This window comes from Flavobacterium sp. KY-23415, from assembly GCF_055384985.1.
Map to the genome: position 1 here is coordinate 1,798,952 of NZ_AP044001.1, position 23,744 is coordinate 1,822,695.

Genomic DNA, 23,744 nt, shown 5'->3' on the forward strand with positions numbered 1-23,744 from the left:
CCACAAGAATTGTTATCTTTGCTTTTCGCTCAAAAAAGATATAAATGGGATTAGTAAACGCCAAAGAAGTAGCCAAGGCTATAAATGCTGATAAATACGGTTTTCTAGGAACTTTTTCAGGATGGTTACTGATGAAAGTTCTCAAAATATCTACTCTCAACAAAATTTATGATAGAAACAAACATTTAGAGAAGTTAGATTTTTTAAATGCTATATTAGATGAATTTCAAATTAAATTTGAGATTCCAGAGGAAGATTTAAAAAGGTTACCTAAAGAAGGTGCCTATATAACCATTTCAAATCATCCTCTAGGAGGTATTGATGGTATTTTACTTTTAAAATTGATGCTTGAAAAAGAACCTGATTTTAAAATTATTGCCAATTTCTTGTTGCATAGAATTGAACCAATGAAGCCTTATATAATGCCTGTAAATCCTTTTGAAGATCATAAGGATGCAAAGTCTAGTGTAATTGGCATTAAAGAAACGCTTCGTCATTTATCTGACGGAAAGCCTTTAGGAATGTTTCCTGCAGGAGAAGTTTCTACTTATAAAGATGGTAAAATTGTTGTTGACAAACCTTGGGAAGAAGGAGCAATAAAAATTATTAAGAAGGCTAGTGTTCCAGTTGTTCCAATTTATTTTCATGCTAAGAATAGTAAGCTTTTCTATTTCTTATCTAAACTAAACGGGACTTTGAGAACTGCAAAGCTGCCCAGTGAATTACTATCTCAAAAGAACAGAGTGATTAAAGTGCGTATTGGGAAGCCAATTTCTGTTGCAGAACAAAATGAATATACTACTACAGAAACTTATGGTGAGTTTTTAAGAAAAAAAACATACATGCTTTCAAATGCTTTTGAAAAAGAAAGCAAACTAATTACAACTCCTTCGTTAAAAATCCCTAGAAGTCCAAAGCAGATTGTAAAACCTGCTAATCATGATCAGATTTTAGAAGAAGTTTATTCTTTAAGAGAAGACGATTGTCGCTTATTACAAAGTAAAAACTATGAAGTTTTCCTTGTAACTGCAGACAAAATACCTAATATTCTTCATGAGATTGGTCGTTTAAGGGAGATTACCTTTAGAGAAGTTGGAGAAGGAACCAATGAATCTATCGATTTAGATAAGTATGACACTTATTATCATCACATGTTTTTATGGGACGAAGAAGCTCAAATGATTGCAGGTGCTTACAGAATGGGACTAGGTTCTCATATTTATCCAAAACATGGAATTGAAGGATTTTATTTGCATGATTTGTTCCGTTTTGAACCTGAATTGTTCGATATGTTGAACAAATCTATAGAAATGGGGCGTGCATTTATTATTAGTGAGTATCAGTTGAAACCTATGCCTTTATTCCTACTTTGGAAGGGAATTGTTCACACCACTTTGCGTTATCCAGAGCATAAATTTCTAATTGGCGGAGTGAGTATTAGTAATCAATTTTCTGATTTTTCTAAATCTTTGATGATTGAGTTTATGAAATCGCATTACTATGACCCTTATATCGCACAATATATTCATCCTAAGAAAGAGTTTAAAGTAAAACTTAAAGATGCCGATAAAGATTTTGTATTCAATGAAACAGAAGCCGATTTAAACAAGTTTGATAAGATTATTGATGAAATTGAACCTGGTAATTTACGCTTACCTGTTCTGATTAAAAAATATATCAAGCAAAATGCACGTGTTGTCGCTTTTAACGTTGATCCATTGTTTAACAATGCAATTGATGGGTTAATGTATATTCGTATAGCTGATTTACCAGAAAGCACAGTAAAACCAGTTATGGAAGAGTTTCAGGCAGAACTAGAACGAAAAGAAAAAAGTTGTTAAAATAGTAAAAGACTCATATTGAGTCTTTTTTTTGCTTCAGTTTTAATATTCATTCCCAAATTGACTCTTTCTTTATTTCTTCCCAAGAGTGATCTTTTACAAAATGAATAAGTCGCACTGTGTGGTACATCATTAGAGTAATGGCTAAAAAATAAGCGATTTTTTTGTTGTAGAAATATGATTTAAAATAACTTTTTTTTGTTTTTAATTCTAACGAAAATACAACAATTATAAACAGGCAAAAAACAATTACTAAAGGGCCATAAGCATGAAAACCTATTGCCTTTTCAAAATTACCTTTATAAGAATATACTAAAGATTTTGTAATTCCACATGAAGGGCACGGAAAGCCAGTTGCCATTTTCAACGGACAAAAGGATTGCTTTTCTTCAAGGGAATTCTCAGGGTTGTTTAGGCCAATAAAAAAAGGAATAACCAGAGTCAAAACTGCTCCGATTATTCCATATATTCTATTTTTTACAAAAGTATTAATTGTACAGCCTGTTTATATCACCTTGAACAATCATTGCAGCTGCGAAAGGAAAACATAAACCTAAAACAATTAACAATGTAGATTGATCTTTTTCAATTTCTCCAGTAATTTTATAAACAGAAGGCATCCCTTCTTTCCCTAAAATATAGTAGAAATAGATATTTACGGGTAAACAACAACCTGAAAACACAGCAATTGGTGTTGATATTAATTCTTTATTGGTAACAGCATTGATTACTTCGGCTACTTTTATATTCCAATAGATCAAATACAGTCCACAGGTTACAAAGCTTAATAATAATACCACAATTGGATCTACTTTAAATTCTGGAATATTATTTGGTCTATTCCATTTTTCAATTTTTGCTGTTTCCATTCTTTATAATTTAGTTTATTTGTTTTCTATTTGAAAGCACTATCGATGGGTTCCCAAAGTTCAATTTTATTTCCTTCTAGATCCAACACCCAAGCAAACTTTCCGTATTCATAAGACTGCATTTCACCTATAATTGTTACACCTTCTGCTGTAATTTTTTTCAATAAGCCTTCTAAATCTTGCACTCTAAAGTTCTGCATGAACTGTTTTTCCGAAGGTTCAAAGTAGTTTGTGTCATTTTTAAAAACACTCCATTGTGTGCTACAATCGTTTCCTTTTTTATCATTCCACCAAAAAGTACAACCATAATCGTCGGTATTTAGACCTAAATGTTTTCTATACCAGTCTTTAAGCGCAATTGGGTTTTCGGCTTTGAAAAATAGTCCACCAAAACCTGTCACGCGAATGTCTTCTTTGATTTCTGGTTGCGACTCAATATAGATTGCCTTGATTTTATCTACAATTGTTTGCGCCAATTTTTCATGACTTTCAAATGTCCATCCTGCAACATGTGGTGTTAACAATACATTATTTGCTTGTCTTAAATATTCAAAATCTTCATTTTTAGACTCTTCATCAAAAAGGTGTTCAAACGATAACTTTTCATATTCTAACACATCTAATCCTGCTCCTAATATTTTGCCAGATTGCAATGCTCTTACTAAATCGGCTGTTACTACACTTTTTCCTCTAGCTGTATTGAGCAACCAAAATGGTTTTTTAAAACCATCTATAAAGGAAGCGTTTACCATTTTATCGGTTAAAGGTGTCCATGGTGTGTGCAAACTTAGCACATCTACTTTTTGTTGCAATTCATCTAAAGACACTTGTTTTGCGTTACTATCTGCCACTCCTTCTTGAATGTCAAAACAAAGGACTTCAACATCAAAACCTTTTAACTTTTTTGCAAAAGCTTTCCCCATGTTTCCATAGCCTATAATTCCAACCGTTTTTCCATCGAGTTCATGACCACGATTCGCTTCTCTATTCCATTGCCCTTGTCTTACTTCTGCATTGGCTTTGTTTAAATTATTGAATAGTGACAAAAGCATACCTAAAGCATGTTCGCCCACTGCGTTGCGATTGCCTTCTGGTGCAGCAATGAGTTTTACGTTTTTGCTTTCGGCATAATTGCAATCAATGCTTTCAAGTCCAGCACCCACTCTTGCAATGAACTGAAGCTGTGTTGCTTTGTCGAGAAACATTTTGTCTATTTTAAAACGACTCCGAATAACAATACCATGATATTCGTGTATTTTAGCTTCTATACCTTCTTTTGACGAACTATAATCTGCTTCATTCTGAAACCCTACTGCTTCAAGTTGGTTCCATAATAAAGGATGATTACTGTCTATGTGTAGTATTTTAATTTGATTTGTTTCCATTTTAATAATAAAAGTTTAAAGGTAATTATTATTCATGGTTGATGAAAATGTTTCTCCTTTTTAAACAACAAAAGCCACTTGATTGCTTCTCGCAATGACTAAGTGGCTTTGTCTTTTTATATTGTACTACGAGGTCAGGAGACCTCGTAGAGCGTGCAAGTTTTATTTAGAACTCTTCGGAGAGCTAATAAAACACTTAAAAAACAATTGCATATGTGTGCACTTTCTTCTATCACTGCAAAAGGAGAGTTGAAAGACTACTTTGAAAGAAAAGTAGCTGAAGGAAAAAACAAAATGTTAGTAATAAACAATATTAGAAATAAGCTAATCCATAGAGTTTGTGCTTGTATAAGAGATAATAAACTATATGAAAGAAAAGTAGCTTAAAAAAGAAACAAATAAATTTTCTTTTGAAAGGAAAGAAGTAAAAAACTTCTTCCCCTTCGCAAGACTTATTTGTGTTTTTCCAACATAAAGTTATTGAATTATTCGCAAAAAATAACTGAAAATTTTAACATTTTTTTTTTTGGTAAAACCATAGCTATCTGGGTATTAATCAATCATATATTCATTTTGAGGGAAAAAAAATATTTGTTTTTCAACTTCCATATTATTTGAAATAACAAAAAACAAAAAATTATATTCTGATTTCCAAACAAAAGAATTTTTATTTTCAAAAATATATAACTTATCAACGTCTAAAATTTCAATTCGAGGGTGAACAGTTTTGTTTATCTTGTTTTTAGGAATTTGAAGAGGTATTTCGTTTGAGAAATCACCATAAAAAACTAGGTAATCATCTAAATAAAAAGCAATCTTAAAATTATTATTTACTTCAAAATCAGATTTAGCTAATATTAATTTTATAGTCTGAAAATTATCTTCTTTACTATTTTGATTAAATAAGATTTCTCTTTTATTATTATAATTAGATGTATTCACTTTAGAAAAATAAAAACCATTATTTAATTCATTTGTGTCTATTTTTTTAGAACAAGAATATAGAAATGTGAGTAAGTAAATGGAGATAATTATTGTTTTAAATTTCATAATCAATTTCTTGTTTTATCAAAAGAATATTTAACAGACTTTTTATTGTTATTTGGCTTGTCTTGATTTCCAGCACTAGGTAAATTTTCACTACCTGACGGGTTAAACCCATTTAATTTACGTTTAACTTTATCACTAAATGATTCACCTTTATTTATAAAAGCATATTCTGATTTTCCAAAATAACCATTTACTTTAGTTGCGGTATTTGATGCAAGTTCTCCTGCAAAAGAACTCCACAAACTATTACTACCATCTACAGGAGTTGCAGAATTACAAGTAAAAATATCAAAAGTACATTTATTAAATGCAACAAAACTCAAATCTTTAACATCATCTATTCCATATTCAAATTTAGCAAATTCTTCTTGATGATAACCAAAAGCTAATTTTCCTTTTAATCCATGTGCAAAAATTGATACGTCTGTAATTTTATCTGCCATTCTTTCTAAAGAAACTAATGAAGGACTGTCTTTGTATTTTACTTTTTCTCCATCAATAATGGTTTCTTTAATTCCAGTTTCTGTTTCTTTTTGATTTAAATAACTTGTAAGTTCCTTATCAGAATTGATTAGTACTAAATTAACTCCTAATTCTTGTGCTGTACTTTTGAACTTTACAATATCTTCTTCACTGTATCCTACATTCATTATTGCCCAAGTAACTTGTTCAGTCCCCGCTTTTGCTTTATAATCCTTTAATTGCTTGATTGAAGGCTCAATAAAATTATACTTATATCTATCCCCATCAAACTCTCCACCTGTTACGACTATTTTTTCTTTTCCATCAGGGTCAACATATATGAGCGGTGAATTTCCTACAAATGCATATGTAGATTCGTATGGGTATTTACTTTCTTTAGGGTCTCTAGCAAACCATCTCCCTATTCTGTTATCATACATCCTCGCTCCAAAATCATAACTATTCCCAATACCCTTCAACTCATCATCTTTTTCCTTCCCATTAAACCCGTAGCGGTAGCTATTGCTACTACCATGCCTATTAGGCAGTAACTGACCAAAAGGATAGTAGTCAAAATTGCTATACTGATATTATTTACAATACTTAACAGCTGTCTAAAACCTCAAAAAAATGCACTTTTCGGCACTTTTTGACATTTTTGGCACTCTTTTTTGGTGTTTTTTTAGGCTATTTTTAAGAACGTTTTGTTATCTCAAATATAGGGATTTTTTTAAGTAGTCTGCTTTTCTTTAGTCCTTTTTTTGTGATTTGAAAGTTGTTTGGGTTTGTGGGGTTTGTGTTTTTTGCGAAAAGTGGTGTCGTTTAAATTGTTTTTTTGAACGACACCACTTTTTGAATTTTTATTTTAAAATCCTAAAAAGATTTTTGCAATGGAAAAAAAGATGATGATCCCCATAATATCATTACTAGTTGTTATAAATGGACCTGTTGCAAGTGCAGGATCTATTCCATATTTATCTAGAACGATAGGTATGAATGTTCCAACAAGTGATGCCATGATAATAACAGATAGTAAAGCTAATGATACTATAATTCCTGTATTTGTATCTATATTTAAAAGGAAGTGGCTTCCCATTATAAGTAATAATGCTAATATGGTTCCATTTAACAAACTTAACGAGAGTTCTTTTAACAATCGATGAACTAACGAACCGGAAAGTGCATCATTTGCTAAACCTTGAACGATAATGGCTGAAGATTGTACTCCAACATTTCCTGCCATAGCGGCAATTAAAGGTGTGAAAAAGAATAACTCGGGATGAATTTTCATGGCGGGCTCATAGATACCTAACACTCTTACAGAAATAAATCCTCCAAATAACGCTAACACTAACCAAGGTAATCTTGCTTTTGTTAACTCTATAACACTATCGTCTGCTTCTACGTCTTGAGAGATACCTGCTGCTAATTGATAATCTTTGTCAGCTTCTTCTTTTATTACATCTACAACATCATCAATTGTTATTCGACCAACTAATCTTCCTAATTCATCAACTACAGGAATGGCTTCCAAATCATATTTCTGCATTATTCTTGCTACTTCTACATTTTCGGCATCTACTTTTACAGAATCTACTTTTGGAATATATACGTCTCTAATTGGCGTTTTGGTTGATGTTGTTAATAGGTCTTTTAAAGAAAGTCTTCCTTTTAGTCTATTTTCATCATCAACTACATATATAGAGTGCACTCTTGTTACATTTTCAGCTTGGGCACGCATTTCTTTTACGCAAGTTAATACGTTCCAGTTTTCATTTACTTTTACGAGTTCTTTACCCATTAACCCACCTGCAGAGTCTTCATCGTAGCGTAATAGTTCCACAATGTCTTTAGCGTGTTCTACATCTTCTAGTTCAGAAATTACTTCTTCTTTACGAGATTGAGGCAGTTCCGCAATAATATCGGCAGCATCATCTGTACTAAGCTCATCAATCTCTTCTGCAATTTCTTTGGCAGATAGTGACCTTAGAATTTTCACCCTTACTTCTTCATCTAATTCTAGAAGAATTTCTGCTGTTTTTTCAGAGTCTAATGTGTTAAAAATATAAATAGCTTCATGGGTTTCCATTTCACCCATGACTTCGGCTATATCAGCAAAGTGTACTTCTTCTAGTAGTTCTAAGACTTCCTGTTCCTTATCTTCTTGAATAAGAAATTCTAATTTTTCTAAAAGTTCTTTACTGATTTTAAACTCCATCGGCTGCTATTTTTTGAGTTAGTTCTATGAATTGTTCTACTGATAGTTGTTCTGGGCGAAGGTTGAAAATATTGTCTTCTTTTAAAGTATCGGATTGAATCATGCTTTTCAAACTGTTTCGCATTGTTTTTCTCCTCTGATTGAAGGCTTGTTTTACAACGGAAAAGAATAATTTTTCATCGCAAGGCAATTGATAGTTTTCCTTTCTAGTTAATCTTAATACTCCAGATTTTACTTTTGGAGGTGGATCAAAAACATGTTCGTCAACCGTGAATAAATATTCAGCTTCATAGAATGCTTGTGTAAGTACAGAAAGTATTCCGTATACTTTACTTCCTTTCTTTTCGCAAATGCGTTGTGCTACTTCTTTTTGAAACATTCCAGAAAATTCTGGGATTTGGTTTCGCATTTCAAGTGTTTTAAAAACTATTTGCGTTGATATATTATAAGGATAATTTCCGATTATAGCAAATTGATCATTATTAAAGATTTCATTTAAATTATATTTTAAAAAGTCTTTAGAAATAATATGATGCTCTAGCTTTTTGTAATTTTCTTCTAAATAGGCCACAGACTCTGTGTCAATTTCGACTACAAATGTTTCAATAGGCTTTTCAAGAAGGTATTTTGTTAAAACACCCATTCCTGGGCCAATTTCCAATACCTTTTGATATCCGTTTAATGATAAAGTATCTGCTATGCTTTTGGCAATATTTTCATCTGTAAGGAAGTGCTGGCCTAGGTGTTTTTTTGCTTTTACTGACATTTTTTTTGCTTTAATTTCCTTAAAAAGATCTTGGAAATATTTCTACTTATGTATTGATAGTGTTGTTTGGTAGAACCTATTGCAATTTTTCGTTTTCTTTAAAAACAAGAATTGCGTATATTATGGTTTTAATAGCACATCTAATTTTCCTTAATTATAATTAAGTATAGTCTTGTTTAGGTTGCAAATTTAAGAATTAATTTTCTTTTCCGTAATGTTCACTCATTACTTCCAACTCTGTTCTGAAAGCTACCATTTTATCTGCAAAAAGGCTTAATCCTTCATTTCTTAGTCTTGAAGCATGGTTTTTATAATAATCTTCTAATTTTTGTCTTGAATCTGTGAAGTATTGAACAGAATAGGTTTGACCTCCCATTTCTTCGTCAATTAGCACTTTTACCATTCTAGCACTAGTGAATAAACCAGTAGATAAAACATCATCTATATGTTTGTTTCTCATCCATTGTAACCATTGGTCATGTACGCTTTCGTCAATATTTATAGTAACGTTATATATAATCATCTTTGTATAATTTATTTTTAATAGAATTAGATATTGTTTTTTAGAATATAAAATTATGAAGTGCTATCTCCCCTTAGTATTCTGAACTGTTTTCTTGCTTCAATGAAATAAATACTATCTGAATGTTCAAATATCATTTTTTCATAAAGTGGTTTGGCACTTTCGTTATCATTCAATTCTCTTCTATAAATTTCAGCAGAAAAAAATAGTGCTTCATCAACATAAATACCGTCTGAGTGATTGTCTAAAATAGATTTATAATATTCTAATGCTTTGTGATATTCTTTTTGTCTTGAATATATGGTAGCAATTTTTAATAATGTTTCATCTTCAATGCTATTACCCTTGTTTAGCTCTAGAATTTTAAGAAAGGCTTGTAGTGCTTCAAATTCCTTATTTTGATACAATAACAAATCAGCTTTTGAAAATGCGGTAAGCGCAACTCTTGTGCTATCCTCGTAGGAGTTATCTTTAATAAGTAAAAACAATTCAACAGCATCATTTGCTATTAACAAGCTAGAGGATTGTTTTAGCACTTTTACTTGTTGCAATGTCCAATCAAAATCTTGTTTATAATAGTTCGCTTTCGCCATTTTCATACTTGCATCATGTGCTAAAACATCGTTCTTCATATTATCTTCCACTTGAGCATAATACAATATTGCTTGATTAAACTTTTCATCATAAACCAAAATGTCTGCCAATTCCATTTTGAATTTTGCCTTTTCTCTAGAATCAAAAGGAAGCTCTAATACTTTGTTTAACAATACAACAGCTGCCTTTGTATCGTTACAATAAAAAGCATCAAAATGAGCCGCAAGTTTGATTAAATCTAAAGTATAAGGATTGAAATTAAATTGCGTTAATAATTCATTGAGCTCTTCTCTTATTTTAGGATAATCTTCTTTTTGGGCTTGCGCTACTTTAATTTTCATTAAAAGTGTATGTGCTGTAACTTTCCATTCTAAATCGGTTGCATTAGCAATGATAAAGTCTAATATTAAAATTGCATCTTCATTTTGTTTATCATCTATAGCAAGGTTTGCCAATGCAATAATATTATCAAAGCTTTCTGGATTTCTTTTATAGATTGCCCTTTCTTGAATAAAAGCTTTCCCAAATTCTTTTTGTTGAACATATAGCCAACTCAAAAACTGATTCCAATAAATATCTTGATTTTTTTGTGTTCTAATTAATAACGCTTTTTTTAAATAAGTCAAAAATGTTTCATTCGCTTCATCACTAATAAATCGTGTTAAATAATTTTTAACAATAGGCGTGTTTTCTTGTCTTTGATAAGCAAAATCGAGTAATTTATCGGTCATTAATTCAATATTTCCCAATTGTCCTTGTAGCAAAGCAATTTGGTAATCAAAATTAAGGCTTGGGTTGCTTTTCGTTCCTGTTTCATAGGCTTTCAAAGCCCAATCAACAAGAACTTTTTTTTCAAAACTATCACCAATTTGATAGGCATAATTAGGTTGTTCTTCAATAGCTTTTATAGCTAACTCAAATTGTTTTTTGGCATTCTCTTCTTGGTTTTGAAGGTGATAATTATAGCCTAAATCCACGAAAAGCAATGGACGATAATAACTTCCCTTTCGTTCTTCAATTGCTTTTTCCACTTTATCAAACTGTTGCAATTGTTGATAACAATCTATTACTTTTTGAAAATAGAAATAATTTGAAGGTTGCTTTGATGCGATTTGTTCTAACAAAGTGAGTGCTTTTTCAAACTCTCCTTTTTCATAATAATCCATTGCTAATTGCTCATTTTGAGAAAAAGCAAGTAGGCAGAAAAACGAGAATAATAATGTTAAATATTTTTTCATCTTCATTTAGAAACAAATAATGTACTAAAGTAACACATTTTGCGTCAAATTAGTACATTATATTAGTAAGATTAATGATTAATCTATAATATCAAAACCAGTATATTTTCTTAAAACTTCAGGAATTACAATACCTTCAGGTGTTTGATAATTTTCTATGATTCCAGCTAAAACCCTTGGTAATGCCAAAGAACTTCCGTTCAAAGTATGTGCTAATTGATTTTTACCTTCTTTGTCTTTAAAGCGTAATTTAAGTCTATTTGATTGAAAAGTTTCAAAATTAGATACAGAAGAAATCTCTAACCAACGATCTTGAGCTGTAGAAAATACTTCAAAATCATAAGTTAAAGCAGAAGCAAATCCCATATCTCCACCACAAAGCCTCAAAACACGATAAGGTAATTTTAATTCTTTTAAAATCGCTTTAACATGTTCCACCATGCCATCAAGAGCTTTGTATGAATTATCTGGATGTTCAATGCGAACAATCTCAACTTTATCAAACTGATGCAAACGATTTAAACCTCTAACATGTGCACCATAAGACCCAGCTTCTCTTCTAAAACAAGGAGTGTAGGCCGTGCAAAGAATAGGTAAATCACTTTCGTTTAATAAGACATCTCTAAATAGATTTGTAACAGGAACTTCTGCCGTTGGAATTAGGTATAAATTATCTTCTGTTGCATGATACATTTGTCCTTCCTTATCAGGCAACTGACCCGTTCCATATCCAGATGCCTCATTTACCAAATGCGGTACTTGGTATTCTTGATAGCCTGCATCTGTGTTTTTATCTAAGAAATAAGTGATTAAAGCACGTTGTAATTTTGCTCCCTTCCCTTTGTAAACAGGGAAACCAGCACCAGTAATTTTAGCTCCTAAATCAAAATCAATAATGTCATATTTTTTTACCAATTCCCAATGAGGTAAAGCCCCTTCATGCAATTTTGGAATTTCTCCTTCTTCAAACACATTCAAATTTTCCTCAGGAGTTTTTCCTTCGGGAACAATATTTGCGGGTAAATTAGGTAATTTGTAAAGCTCATCTTGTAATTGTAAAGAAGTAGAATTCAATACATGCTTCAATTCTTCAACGCGACTTTTAGATTGCGTTACTTTTTCTTTTAAAATATCGGCTTTTGCTTTCTCACCACTTTTCATTAAAGCACCAATATCTTTGGATAGCTTGTTAGAATCTGCAAGTAGATTGTCTAATTCAACTTGAGTTGTTCTTCTTTTTTCATCTAATTCTACAACCAATTCTATCAAGTCTTTAGCATCCATGTTTTTTTTAGCTAATTTCTTGATAACTTCTTCCTTGTTTTCTCTAATGTAAGCTACCTGTAACATATTTTTTTAATTTTAAAAAGCAAATTTAATGAATTTGTTATTAGTTTTTAGAAATTAAATTAAAAGTTAGATTAACAATCTTTAAATTAGATATTTGCAAAAAAAGAATGTTTTTCAGTATAAGTTATATTATTATTTTTCTTACTTTTTCAAGGAATTTATAAAAAAAATAATGAAATCATTAAACATCAAAAAGTTAAATACACCTAAAGCAGTATTAATTGTTAGTTTTGTAGCTTTATTATTAAGTCTGCTAGCTGTTTATTTTGCAAAGTCGAGTTCTGAATTAGTCTATGTAGACGTGAATAAATTGATTGATGGATATTCAAGAACAAAAATTGCTAAAGCTGAATTTGACAAAAAAGCAACAACTTTAAAAGCTAATGTTGATTCATTAGTTACAGGTTGGCAAAAAGAATTGCAAGCTTATGAAAAAGAAAGAGCGTCATTGTCACCTAAAGAATTAGAGTTGAAACAAGAACTTTTGGGAAACAAGCAGCAGCAAATTAATGGTTACCAAGAAGCTATTCAAAAGCAAATACAAGAAGAAGATAAAAAAACGACACAAACAGTTATCAATGATATTAATGATTATATTAAAGAGTTTGGAAAGAACAAAGGATATAAGATTATTTTTGGAGCTAGTGGAGGAGGAAACATTATGTATGCAGATGATGCTACCGATTTGACAACGGAAGTATTAAAAGGTTTAAATGCAGAATATGAAAAAAAGAAATAGCCTTTTTCTTTTGTTTCTTTTCTTCTTGTAGTACCAAAACTTTTGATACTACAGAAGAAATTTTTTCGTTTATAACAGAAGAAGAATACGGGTATAGTAAAGAAATAAATGGTGTGAATTATACACTACAATATCGTCCTACTGATGTAATGGTGCAACAAGAATTGGGTGTAGATAGATCGAAAGAACAAGTGGAGTTGTTGAGAAAAAAGTATAGCAAATATCTTTACTTTAATCTTTCCATGTCTTTGAGCGGGAAAGAATTGCTTAGTAATGTAGTTCGTGATAAAGCTCAATTTGGACAAATGGTTAACGATTTGGCTTTTAATATGGATGAAAAAGTGCACTTTTTTACTCCTGAAAAAGATACTTTAACCATGGCGGATTTTGTATATCCAAGAATGTATGGGGCAACTAATGCAACTACTATTTTAATAGTTTATCCTAGAGATGAAAAAAAAATGCAAGAAGGCTATCTAAATTTTACGATAGAAGATTTGGGTTTAGATACAGGAGAAGTAAGATTCAAGGTACAAACCAAACCTTTAAAAAACGAACCGAAATTGAATTTATAAGTTAAGTATAGAATAATAAATATGAATAATCCGAGACCCTTTCACCGAAGAATCGCTATTGTCTTGTTAGCCATTTTTTTACCATCATTATTACCTGTTAACTTGTTGTATGCAAGTAATAATGGGCCTAATGCATTTGAGGCCGCAACATTTGAACCTGTAGATGCAGTTGATATGGTTAATTTAGCTACTGGTGATATGTCTTATACTATGCCATTACTAAACATTCCTAGTCCTGAAGGGGGATACCCTTTGACTTTGTCTTATAAAGCTGGTGTAGCTATGGACCAAGAAGCTTCTTGGGTTGGTCTTGGTTGGTCTTTAAACCCAGGCGCGATTAATAGGAGTGTAAATGGTTTTGCGGATGATATCTCTGATGGGAGTAACGAAACTTTTATCTACGATGAAGGAAGTCAAAGTAATTATTATAATGTTGGGATTGGAGGAAATTTTAATGGGATAACTGTGGGTGTTGGCGCATATTGGGGTTCTAATAAAACTTTTGGAGGAAGTATAACATTTGGAGTTGGACCTACTGTTGGGTCTGTAGCTACAGGTACTTCTGGAACCAATGTTGGTTTTGGGTATTCAGATACAGCGGAAAATTTATCAAGTAATATTTCTAATGGTGTTTCTTTTAGAACTTTTAAAAGGCAAGGCTCTGGTTTTTCTTCAAATGGAACAGGTATTTCAACTAGCGCTTCAAATATTTCTTCTGGAGATTATGATATTAGTGTTTCTTCAAAAGGTTTTAATGCTTTCTTTTTTTATTATGGACATACACAAATAAAGTATAGTCTATATAAAGAATCATTTGATATTTATTTTGGGATATTATACCCGTATAGTCTTTTTGGGACTAATAATGTCAATTATTATCTAAAGAAAAATTCTGACACAAAACGATTAATAATGTATGATGGAAATATAGATAATATTATTAGTATAAATGACGTATCTAAACTAGCGGATTATAAAAGAACGTTATTACCAAATTATGATAGTTACTCTGTTAGTTCTCAGGGTATCAGTGGTTATTTTTCGCCAAGTTTTAATAGTGAAGTAGAATTATATAGTAGAAATAATCATGATTTACTATCTCCTCAAAGTAGCAAGGTGGTAAAATATTATTTTTTTAAAAACAATGAGAATTTATTAGATTATAATTTAAAATTAAATTCAAAACTTTTTTTTGAATTTAATAACACAAATGCTTCTTTTCTGAGAATTAACCGTGCTAATATAATTAGAAATACAGCAGCAGAAGCTGATTTGTCGGGGTCAAATAATTCTATAGATTATAAACAGTTTATTTGTGCGAATACTACAAATTCATTTCTTTATAATGAAACAATTACAGCGGAAGGTATTGCAATTAAAACTGGGGATAGAAAAAGAACTGGAAAATATATTGAATCTTTTACTAATTCTCAAATTTCAGCAGGCAATATAAATTTTGTTGAAGCTAAAAATTTAAATAGAACAGATGTTAATACTTATAATCCTGAATCGATTGGTGCATTTCGAATAACAGATAATGATGGTAAAACATATCATTACTCTTTGCCTGTAATAAATTTTCAAACTTGGTATAAAAATTTTGGAATTTCTAATAATGAAAATAGTGAATTTTATTTAAGTGAAAGTAATAATCCTTATGCAACAGATTGGTTATTAACTGCTGTCACAGGTCCAGATTATGTAGATAGTAACAATAATAATATTTTAGATAATGAAGATTATGGATATTGGATAGAATTTGACTATGGTAAATGGACAGATGGTTATATTTGGCAGTCATCTTCTGGTGAAAGTGATTTAGTGCAGGGTGATTTTAGAGATAATAACCGATATGAGTTTTATAGAGGAAGAAAACAGGTATATTATTTAGACGCTGTAAGAACAAGAACGCATACAGCTTATTTTATTAAGAGTTTAAGGAAAGATGCACAAGGTAAAAAAGTAATTCAATATACAAGCAGAGCTAATAATCCATCTTTATTTAATCTTTTTTCAAATTCATCAAGCTATTCATCAGTACATTATGATGAATGGTCATATATTACGGGTAAGTCACCAAGAATCCCTGTACCACTCTCGTTATATAACATTCCGACACATTATCAAGGGCACTTAATTGATAAAATATATGGTTATAAAAAAAATTATGTCTATGCAGATTTTCCAAGTCATTATTCATTAAAATTGGATAAGATTGTTCTCTTGAAAAACACAAGTAATGTTTTAATTAACAAGGCGAGCGGATCAAATCTACTTCCATCAACACAAGCATATTATTCAAAGAATAGAGCATTTGAAATAACAGGAATTGTAAGGGAAAATGGCGCAAATTTAACAAATGATTCAGGGATGAATGGCACTTATACACAAAATATAAATCCTCTAAAAGTTATTGATATTCATACTAGTTCAAATATTATTGATCAGGGCGACTTAAATGGAATAGATATTAATGAAAAAGCTTTAAAAGTTATAGATTTTGAATATGATATTAATTATCCTTTAATGCCAAACTCTCCTAGTTCTTCTGCAAGTAATAAAGGGAAATTAACATTATGTAGTATCGATTTTAAAGGGAAAAAAGGCGTTTCATTTATGCCGAAGTATAAATTCTCATATAATCTACCTTCAATTGCATTTGATGTGAATGAAGAAGATGCTTGGGGATACCACAAGTCCAATCCAACGGCTTGGAGTTTAAATGAAATAACCACTCCAACAGGAGGTCAATTAAGGGTTTTCTATGAAACAGATGACTATAATTCAGTCGCCTCTTTATCATCTAGAATTTTTAGTAAAGGATTATCTTTTTTTATCACTAAAAATTATTCTACAGATGAATTATATTTTAAAGTAACAAGGAATCCAGGAGAGGCAAATAGTACATTAACGAACTTTACTACCTTTTTAGATTACTTCAAGATCAATGAAAAAATATCTTTAGATCTATTTATTTGTAGAAGAAGCAAATACGGAGGGCATTTTAGAGAAGCTAAACTAAATGTAGATGGCGTTAAGGGGCAAATAACAAATGTAGATCAGAATTCAGTAATTTTTAAAATTCCTAATAATTCGGTTGATTGGCATTTTGATGACCAAAGTGAAGGTTGGATTGTCAATAGAGATTTTTCTTTGACTTCAGTTAGGCATTCTGACGGCTCTCATGATAGTTATATTATGAGAGATGCTGGTTATCAAAATTGCCCTGAATGGAGGAGTTCTTATAGCAGGGACGATATTAATGTTCATTACAAGTTAGCATCTTCTTCAACCCCTATTAAAGGAAAAGGAGGAGGTGTGAGGGTAAAAACAATTAGTATGCATCAAGATGGAAAAATGAATAGCTTACAAAAATATTTTTATAATAACCCTAATTATAGTAAAGAACCAAATGGTATAGGTTATAAGTCATCTGGATCTACTTCTTTTGTGCCATATAAGGAACCTGTTGTTCTTCCATATGCTTCTGAATTGCCTCCGCCAGTTGTATTGTATAAAAATGTAAGTGTAGAGATTTATGGACAAAATTCTTCAAATATGTTATCAAAAACTGATTATACTTTTGAAACTTTAAATAATTTCAGTCAAGACCCCAATTTTTTATATTCATTGGGTGATAAATTATCCGTAAAAGAAACCCAAAATGAAGTAATAAATCCACAATTAAATTTTTCTAAATTTGAAATAAAAAATAAATTTAATGACCTAGGAAGATTAAATTCTATTAAATATTTTAATGAAAAAGGGCAATTATTGAGTAGTCAGATATTAAGTTATAAAGCTGATCTTGATAATCATGGAGAAACAGGGGTAAAACAAGAGGCTTTTATCTCCAGAAGCGGATTTCACGGTGGCAAACTGAATGTAAGTTCAATTAGTAAAACTTTTTATCCATCTAAATTAGAAAGTTTAGAGTTCAATTCAAATGGTTTTAATAATAAAATATCCTACGATAAATATGATTTTTTTACAGGTGAACCTTTAGAAACCAAAACGACTTCAAGTGATGGAAAAACTTATAAGACAAAGATTGTTCCTGCCTATACAAAATACGCTAGTATGGGAAGTAAAGTAGATAATATTAATAATAGAAATATGCTATTACAAACTGCTGCTTCCTATTCTTATATACAAGATAATGGAGTTTGGAAAGAAACGGGTGTTGGAATTACGACTTGGAATAATGAATGGGTATATCAAGATTTAAACGCAAATACTACAAGTCCTACTAACCCAAAAGAAAAAATTTGGAGAAAGCATAAATCCTATATTTGGAATGGCGTAACTGACACTAATGGAATTTTTGAAAATTATGATGCTACAAACAATACTGATGATGGATTTATTTGGACAGTAGGGGTTGGTACGGTGCAGCCTTCTCAATGGAAACAAACTTCTGAGGTTACTTTATATGATCATTATTCTAAGCCATTGGAGGTTAAAGATATAAATGGTAATAAAGCAGCTACTAAAATGGATATTTTTAATGAAAAAGTGCAAGCAACGGGTAATGCAGGCTATAATGAAATGTATTATTCGGGCGCAGAGGAAAGTATTCACGATTTTTATGTTGGTCAATAAGTTAGACTTACTAATGCAAATACTTCAATTACCTCAAATTACGCACATACGGGTAAGAATTCTGTAGCAGCAACAGATGCTACACAGTTTGGAGTGTTTATGTATGCAGGCCATCGTCGTGGGAAATACAAAATTTCAGTATGGGCACATAAAAATAATTACCAAAAAACAAGATTGCGTTGGTTTAATAATGATGTTGGGAATACCTTTGAATTCAATGGAGAAAAATATTTTGCAGGAGATTGGGTATTGTTAAATCATTATGTGGATGCTAATTATATGGACCTAAATAATACTGCCGCTTATTGGTATGTTAACTCTATAGATAGCACAACAGTATATTTTGATGACTTAATGATTCGCCCAATCGCTTCAGCCATTACAGGATATGTGTATAACGAATATGATGAATTAACACACATTATAAACAACAACGGTTTAGCTACTCGTTTCGAATATGATGCGGCTGGTCGTTTAATTAAAACTTATACAGAAATTTTAGATGATCCTGCAAATGGAGTCACAGGTGGGTTTAAATTGAGTACTAAGAGCAAAATTAATTATAGACATATGAATTAGTCTTTTGATGTAAATGCTAATTTAAAATGTTATATACTTTAAAAATACTGTAAAATGACGAAATATATAAAATTCATACTGTTTTTCATGCTAACGGCTTTGAACTACACTTATTCACAAGGAGGTATAGGGATTGGAGGTGCAGAAGAAATACTAGATCCAGGAGATAATGGGGGTATTCCGACTACTACTTTTGTTTGGTATAGAGATTTGGATGCAGATGGTTATGGAAATAAATATGTATTAACATCAACTGCAACAAATGTTGCTCCATTAGGTTTTGTAAGTAACAAAGACGACTGTAATGATAATGATCCAAATGTAACAATACCCATAAAATGGTATCTAGATAAAGATGGTGACGGCTATGGGGGGAGAGAAGGAGGAATACATGAAATTACTGATCCTACAGATCCGTTTATAGACCCAAATGGAGCAGATACCACAACTGATAATTTTATTTTAGCATGTACGCAACCTCAAGGTTATGCCGATAATCAAGATGACTGTAATGATAATGATCCAAATATCAATATTTTAACTTGGTACTTTGATGCAGATGGAGATTCTTTTGGAGATCCAAATAACATAATATTAAGTACTTTTTATAATTCATGTCACGCTCCTTATGGTTATGTTGTAGATAATACAGATTGTGATGATAATAATGCAAGTATACATCCTAATAGTATTTGGTTTCTAGATGCAAATGGTGATGGTCTATATGAAGAAGGAGTTGAAACTTCTTTTCAAGGATGCACACCTCCTTCTTCCTATTTACTAGTAAGCAACTTTAATTGGTCTCATAGTGTTTCATATGATGTACAAGGAAATATAACTAACATAAGTAGAACATATTTCGATGATTTAGGGGCTCCAAATGTTTCTCTATCTAAGGACGTAATGAATAACAAAACATGGAGATGTGAAGTTATTTATGATAATTTTGGAAGAATTTCTCAGTCTTCATTTCCAACCATTACACCAAATAATTTTGAAAAAATTAATGTATTATCTAACCCTGTTGCTAAATCGACCTATTTGGATTATTATTATGGAGATACAAACACTTTAAGTCCGTTTCAAGCAACAGCTACACATCCTTTTTCGGAAACCGAATATGACAAACTTAATCCAGGAAATGTAATTCGTTCCTATGGAGGAAATCAGATTGGAGGTGAATGGAAAACAGGTTATTCCTTTACAATACCAGCTGCGCAAGAAATGTATTACTTGTTTGGTTATGACTATTTTAATGGGGCTATTGATGGTTCTTTAGAAAAGGTTGAGACAAAATTTTTTAAGACAATTACTGTTGATCCTCACGGAGTTGAAAGTGTTACTTTTACTGATGGAGAAGGCAAATTATTAGCGCAAGGAATTGTTGATGTAAACGTTGATACTTATCCAGTAATTTCAACTATTGGTAAACAAGGATTTGTTGATATTCATATACCTTCAGGAATAGATACGGCTTCTATAGTTTTTCTTCAAGGACAGTCATTGTATAAAGTTTATGATTTAAGAACAGGTAATTTAGTTACAACTGTTTCTCCTGGCAATGTTTATCGTATAGAGGCTATAACAACACCAGTAGAGAATTTTGACACTTATATTAATTTAACAAACGGATCAGTTCAGACGAATAATCCATCTGCTTTAGGTATAAAATATGAAGTAAATTATGCTGATTTTTCTGTAAACTATTATGATAAAACAAGTAGACTTGTAAAAACAATACAACCTAAAGGATATGATGCTCACCCAATAGAAAGTGGTTTCGTAGAAGCATTACCAATGTATCTCATGGCAACAACATACACTTACAATACTTTGGGACAATTACTAGAAAGTGAAAGCCCTGATGAAGGTATTTCAAAATTTGCCTACAGAAAAGATGGGCAAATTCGTTTTTCTCAAAACGCCTTACAATCACAACAAAACAAAGTTTCTTATATTCAATACGATAATTTGGGTAGAATTATTGAAAATGGTATTTTATCTGGAATCACATGGTCAACCGCTCAAGCAGCTGTAGATAATACAGATTTACCTTCAGGGACAGGAATTATTAGACTGGAACAAAATTTTATTGTTTATGACTATAATAACAATTACCAAGGTATTACTCCTCCTACAAATGATTTTGATAGTTTTGGGTTAAACCCAACTACCTATAAACAAAACAACTTGGCCGGAAATGTAGTAACTACTTATAATAACGAAACTTCGTCTTGGTATAGTTATGACTTATATGGGCGAGTAGAATGGACTGTACAAAACATAACAGGTCTAGGCTTGAAAACTATCCATTATGAATATGATGCTAAAGGACAGGTTAAAAAGGTAATTTATCAAAAAGAGTCTACAACAGATAAATTTGAACATTATTATACCTACAACTTTAATGGCGAAATGATTAAAGTGGAGACTAGTTTTAATAATGGTCCATTAACTACTAACGCGGAATACAGTTATAATATAGACGGCTCTTTAAAACGAACCAATTTAGCAAATGGGCTTCAAGGATTGGATTATGTATATACCCTTGGTGGGATGTTAAAAAGCATCAATCACCCTTCTTTATTAGCTTCAAATGATCCTGGAGGAGACAGTAATGATGTTTTTGGTATTACCTTAGATTATTATGAAGGTGATTATAGTAGAGCAAACACCAACATAACAACATCACCAAATGCAGGAGGTAATACAGATAATTTTAATGGAAACATTAAAGCCATTCGCTATGCCAACAAACAATTAGATGTTGTAGGAGGAGCCGTGCAACCTAAAGCCTTTACTTATGAGTATAACAATAAAAATTGGTTAAAAAATGCTTCCTTTGGAACGCTACAAAATGCTGATGGAAACGGTGCCATTACTTTAAATGCTAATAACGCCTACCAAGAAGGCAATATAGTGTATGACAGGAATGGTAATATTATTCGATTAAAGAGAACCAATGATACAGGAAACATTACTGACAATTTAAATTACAGTTACAACAACAATCAAAACCAGTTAAATAGAGTAAGCGATACCGCTATAACGCCTGCAAGTGACCCTGATATTAAAAACCAACCTGTTAATAATTATACCTATAATGCGATAGGACAACTAGAAACGAATGCACAAGAAAATTTAACTTATGAGTACAATGCTTCTGGGCAAGTAACAGAGGTTAAAAAAAACGGGCATACGGTAGTACAATTTTTTTACAATGAAAGAGGGGAACGCTATAAAAAAATAGCCTATATTACTTCTGATCCTTTTATAGAAAGTTACACGGAATACTATGTAACGGATGCTTCTGGAGTAACTATGGCTATTTATAGAAAACCAGTTGGGAATTCACTAGCATTAGCAGAACTTCCTGTTTATGGAGCAGATCGTTTAGGCGTTTATACTGTAGGTCCTACAGCATCTAGTAGTTACTACCAGTATGAAATTAGCGATCATCTAGGGAATATTAGAGCGGTTATAAAAGAACCTACAGGAGGCAGTCCTAACCTTATTGCTAGCTATGCCGATTATTATCCTTTTGGGGAAGTGTTACCCGGTAGGAATGCTTTTGACAATTATCGTTATGCTTTTCAAGGACAAGAACTAGACCCAGAAACAGGAATGGAAGCCTTTAAACTGCGTTTATGGGACGGTAGAATAGGCAGATGGTTAAACCCTGATCCTTACAGACAATATGCGTCTCCTTATCTTGGCATGGGTAATAATCCTATAAGTAGATGGGACCCAGATGGAGGATGTGATCAACCTGATTCAGATTGTGGATGGTGGAAAAAATTATGGTATCGAGTTCAAGGAAAAGGATACTTAGTAGATTGGTGGGAATCAATAAATGAAGGATATGGAAAAGATGTAAAATGGTCTTCAGTCTCTAAATTTGAAGATTATGGATTTGCAACTTCATTTGGAACTTATAATTACACTAATAAATATGGTTTATCATGGCAAGTTATGATTGAAAATACATTTACCAGTTCTGAAGTTGATTATAAAGCTGTAGGTGATATTACTTCTGAATTCATTCTAGAAGTAATAATTGACAAATATCTTGGACCCGCTTTGGTATTACCTGATTGGTATTTTTATGATGATTACACAAACCCTTCTTTTGGACCAAGCTTTTCAATTACTGGAGGGACACAAAAAACTTTTGATTCATTTACTGGTTTTCTTGTCGACCCTAAACATTGGAGAAAATTTAATCGATATGCAGGATTAAAAGATGAAATTATAGCTGCTTTTAAAAAAGGGAGGTTTGCTTTAGCAAAAAAGGAAGCTGGGATTAAAGATATATCTGGTTTTACATATAAAGGCAAAAGTTTTAATTATGAAATTAAGTTAAATGGTAAAACTACAGGGTCAACTAGAATTTACGGTAATGAAGCGATGCATCCTATACATGGTAAAATTATTTATTTTACTGAATTTGTAGCTGGTAAAAACTAATTAAAAAATAAAATGAAAAATATCGGGACAATTCTATTAAAAATATTAAAAAAACAATATCCATTAGATTTAGTGAAATGTCATTTAATTGATACTCTTTGTGAAGAATATCAATTAAATGACATTTCACAAACATTCACAATTACTGCAAATGAATATTATACTAATGAAGAAAAACAATTCAATATAAATTTATTAAAAGATGACTATACTATAATTGGCTATACTACACATCTTTTGTGGGATAATATAATAAGAATTGTAATTGCAATTGGTAAAACAGAAGAAATTTATGGTAGCTATAATTATCAATTAGAAAAATGTTTTTTTACATTAGATTATAATTCAGAAGACATAGAACCAAAATCTTTTTTTAGTTATAATGTCTATTTTAAACATTTTTATAGTCTTGATTAGTTAGAATAAAAGAGAATAGTATGATTAACAAAATCCATTAAAAAAACAATACTATTTTTGCCTTTCAAA

General features: G+C 31.2%; 15 protein-coding genes and 3 pseudogenes. 8 read left to right on the forward strand and 10 right to left on the reverse strand.

What is annotated here, in order from left to right:
* Nucleotides 1-44 precede the first annotated feature (44 nt).
* Complete coding sequence (locus tag ACZ49Z_RS07945) at nt 45-1,841, forward strand: GNAT family N-acyltransferase (protein WP_464307638.1); 1,797 nt, start codon at nt 45-47, stop codon at nt 1,839-1,841.
* 49 nt (nt 1,842-1,890) lie between these two features.
* Here the strand turns inward: ACZ49Z_RS07945 and ACZ49Z_RS07950 are convergent, their stop codons facing one another.
* The 3 genes and pseudogenes from ACZ49Z_RS07950 to ACZ49Z_RS07960 all read right to left on the reverse strand — a co-directional run.
* A complete protein-coding gene (locus tag ACZ49Z_RS07950) occupies nt 1,891-2,202 on the reverse strand; it encodes a DUF2752 domain-containing protein (RefSeq protein WP_464307639.1) in 312 nt (103 codons plus the stop codon).
* Between the two features lie 127 nt (nt 2,203-2,329).
* On the reverse strand, nt 2,330-2,710 hold the full coding sequence (locus ACZ49Z_RS07955) for a DUF4234 domain-containing protein (RefSeq protein ID WP_464307640.1): 381 nt from the start codon (nt 2,708-2,710) through the stop codon (nt 2,330-2,332).
* Between the two features lie 437 nt (nt 2,711-3,147).
* Nucleotides 3,148-4,095, reverse strand: a pseudogene (locus ACZ49Z_RS07960) (2-hydroxyacid dehydrogenase); the annotation flags it as partial.
* A 183-nt stretch (nt 4,096-4,278) separates the two neighbouring features.
* On the opposite strand from ACZ49Z_RS07960, the pseudogene ACZ49Z_RS07965 reads away from it, so the two are divergent.
* Nucleotides 4,279-4,482 (forward strand): annotated as a pseudogene (locus tag ACZ49Z_RS07965) (IS110 family transposase); the annotation flags it as partial.
* A gap of 165 nt (nt 4,483-4,647) precedes the next feature.
* Here ACZ49Z_RS07965 and ACZ49Z_RS07970 read toward each other — a convergent pair.
* The 7 genes and pseudogenes from ACZ49Z_RS07970 to serS form a co-directional block, all read right to left on the reverse strand.
* Nucleotides 4,648-5,145, reverse strand: coding sequence for a hypothetical protein (locus tag ACZ49Z_RS07970; RefSeq protein WP_464307641.1), 498 nt, complete (start codon nt 5,143-5,145; stop codon nt 4,648-4,650).
* A gap of 2 nt (nt 5,146-5,147) precedes the next feature.
* Nucleotides 5,148-6,164 (reverse strand): annotated as a pseudogene (locus ACZ49Z_RS07975) (RHS repeat domain-containing protein); the annotation flags it as partial.
* 308 nt (nt 6,165-6,472) lie between these two features.
* On the reverse strand, nt 6,473-7,825 hold the full coding sequence (gene mgtE / locus ACZ49Z_RS07980) for a magnesium transporter (protein ID WP_464307642.1): 1,353 nt from the start codon (nt 7,823-7,825) through the stop codon (nt 6,473-6,475).
* On the reverse strand, nt 7,815-8,591 hold the full coding sequence (gene rsmA, locus ACZ49Z_RS07985; protein WP_464307643.1) for a 16S rRNA (adenine(1518)-N(6)/adenine(1519)-N(6))-dimethyltransferase RsmA: 777 nt from the start codon (nt 8,589-8,591) through the stop codon (nt 7,815-7,817). The genes mgtE and rsmA overlap by 11 nt, the downstream gene beginning before the upstream one ends.
* A 196-nt stretch (nt 8,592-8,787) precedes the next feature.
* Complete coding sequence (locus tag ACZ49Z_RS07990) at nt 8,788-9,114, reverse strand: DUF4286 family protein (RefSeq protein ID WP_464307644.1); 327 nt, start codon at nt 9,112-9,114, stop codon at nt 8,788-8,790.
* A 53-nt stretch (nt 9,115-9,167) separates the two neighbouring features.
* A complete protein-coding gene (locus tag ACZ49Z_RS07995) occupies nt 9,168-10,946 on the reverse strand; it encodes a tetratricopeptide repeat protein (RefSeq protein ID WP_464307645.1) in 1,779 nt (592 codons plus the stop codon).
* Nucleotides 10,947-11,024: 78 nt separating this feature from the next.
* A complete protein-coding gene (gene serS, locus ACZ49Z_RS08000; RefSeq protein ID WP_464307646.1) occupies nt 11,025-12,296 on the reverse strand; it encodes a serine--tRNA ligase in 1,272 nt (423 codons plus the stop codon).
* 172 nt (nt 12,297-12,468) lie between these two features.
* Here serS and ACZ49Z_RS08005 point away from each other — a divergent pair, with 172 nt between their 5' ends.
* From ACZ49Z_RS08005 to ACZ49Z_RS08030, 6 genes are all read left to right on the forward strand, one after another.
* Nucleotides 12,469-13,035, forward strand: a complete 567-nt coding sequence (locus ACZ49Z_RS08005) for an OmpH/Skp family outer membrane protein (protein WP_464307647.1) — start codon at nt 12,469-12,471, stop codon at nt 13,033-13,035.
* 113 nt (nt 13,036-13,148) lie between these two features.
* The gene (locus ACZ49Z_RS08010; RefSeq protein WP_464307648.1) at nt 13,149-13,610 is read left to right on the forward strand and encodes a hypothetical protein; all 462 of its coding nucleotides are present in this window, start codon (nt 13,149-13,151) and stop codon (nt 13,608-13,610) included.
* Nucleotides 13,611-13,631: 21 nt separating this feature from the next.
* Nucleotides 13,632-18,212 (forward strand): hypothetical protein, encoded by a 4,581-nt coding sequence (locus tag ACZ49Z_RS08015; protein ID WP_464307649.1) that lies wholly within the window; start codon nt 13,632-13,634, stop codon nt 18,210-18,212.
* A 99-nt stretch (nt 18,213-18,311) separates the two neighbouring features.
* The gene (locus ACZ49Z_RS08020) at nt 18,312-18,791 is read left to right on the forward strand and encodes an RHS repeat domain-containing protein (protein WP_464307650.1); all 480 of its coding nucleotides are present in this window, start codon (nt 18,312-18,314) and stop codon (nt 18,789-18,791) included.
* A 54-nt stretch (nt 18,792-18,845) separates the two neighbouring features.
* Entirely contained in the window at nt 18,846-23,258 is a 4,413-nt protein-coding gene (locus ACZ49Z_RS08025; RefSeq protein ID WP_464307651.1) for an RHS repeat domain-containing protein, read from the forward strand.
* 12 nt (nt 23,259-23,270) lie between these two features.
* Nucleotides 23,271-23,675 carry a hypothetical protein gene (locus ACZ49Z_RS08030; protein WP_464307652.1) on the forward strand — a complete coding sequence of 135 codons (405 nt, stop codon included), beginning with the start codon at nt 23,271-23,273 and terminating at the stop codon, nt 23,673-23,675.
* Nucleotides 23,676-23,744: the final 69 nt, after the last annotated feature.

What these genes read in the sequence shown, in the direction of transcription:
- ACZ49Z_RS07995 (WP_464307645.1), bottom strand. Translation starts at nt 10,946, where the DNA reads ATGAAAAAATATTTAACATTATTATTCTCGTTTTTCTGCCTACTTGCT.
- ACZ49Z_RS07950 (WP_464307639.1), bottom strand. Translation starts at nt 2,202, where the DNA reads ATGGCAACTGGCTTTCCGTGCCCTTCATGTGGAATTACAAAATCTTTA.
- ACZ49Z_RS07955 (WP_464307640.1), bottom strand. Translation starts at nt 2,710, where the DNA reads ATGGAAACAGCAAAAATTGAAAAATGGAATAGACCAAATAATATTCCA.
- rsmA (WP_464307643.1), bottom strand. Translation starts at nt 8,591, where the DNA reads ATGTCAGTAAAAGCAAAAAAACACCTAGGCCAGCACTTCCTTACAGAT.
- ACZ49Z_RS08005 (WP_464307647.1), top strand. Translation starts at nt 12,469, where the DNA reads ATGAAATCATTAAACATCAAAAAGTTAAATACACCTAAAGCAGTATTA.
- ACZ49Z_RS08015 (WP_464307649.1), top strand. Translation starts at nt 13,632, where the DNA reads ATGAATAATCCGAGACCCTTTCACCGAAGAATCGCTATTGTCTTGTTA.
- serS (WP_464307646.1), bottom strand. Translation starts at nt 12,296, where the DNA reads ATGTTACAGGTAGCTTACATTAGAGAAAACAAGGAAGAAGTTATCAAG.
- mgtE (WP_464307642.1), bottom strand. Translation starts at nt 7,825, where the DNA reads ATGGAGTTTAAAATCAGTAAAGAACTTTTAGAAAAATTAGAATTTCTT.
- ACZ49Z_RS08020 (WP_464307650.1), top strand. Translation starts at nt 18,312, where the DNA reads ATGTATGCAGGCCATCGTCGTGGGAAATACAAAATTTCAGTATGGGCA.
- ACZ49Z_RS08030 (WP_464307652.1), top strand. Translation starts at nt 23,271, where the DNA reads ATGAAAAATATCGGGACAATTCTATTAAAAATATTAAAAAAACAATAT.
- ACZ49Z_RS07945 (WP_464307638.1), top strand. Translation starts at nt 45, where the DNA reads ATGGGATTAGTAAACGCCAAAGAAGTAGCCAAGGCTATAAATGCTGAT.
- ACZ49Z_RS08025 (WP_464307651.1), top strand. Translation starts at nt 18,846, where the DNA reads ATGACGAAATATATAAAATTCATACTGTTTTTCATGCTAACGGCTTTG.
- ACZ49Z_RS07990 (WP_464307644.1), bottom strand. Translation starts at nt 9,114, where the DNA reads ATGATTATATATAACGTTACTATAAATATTGACGAAAGCGTACATGAC.
- ACZ49Z_RS07970 (WP_464307641.1), bottom strand. Translation starts at nt 5,145, where the DNA reads ATGAAATTTAAAACAATAATTATCTCCATTTACTTACTCACATTTCTA.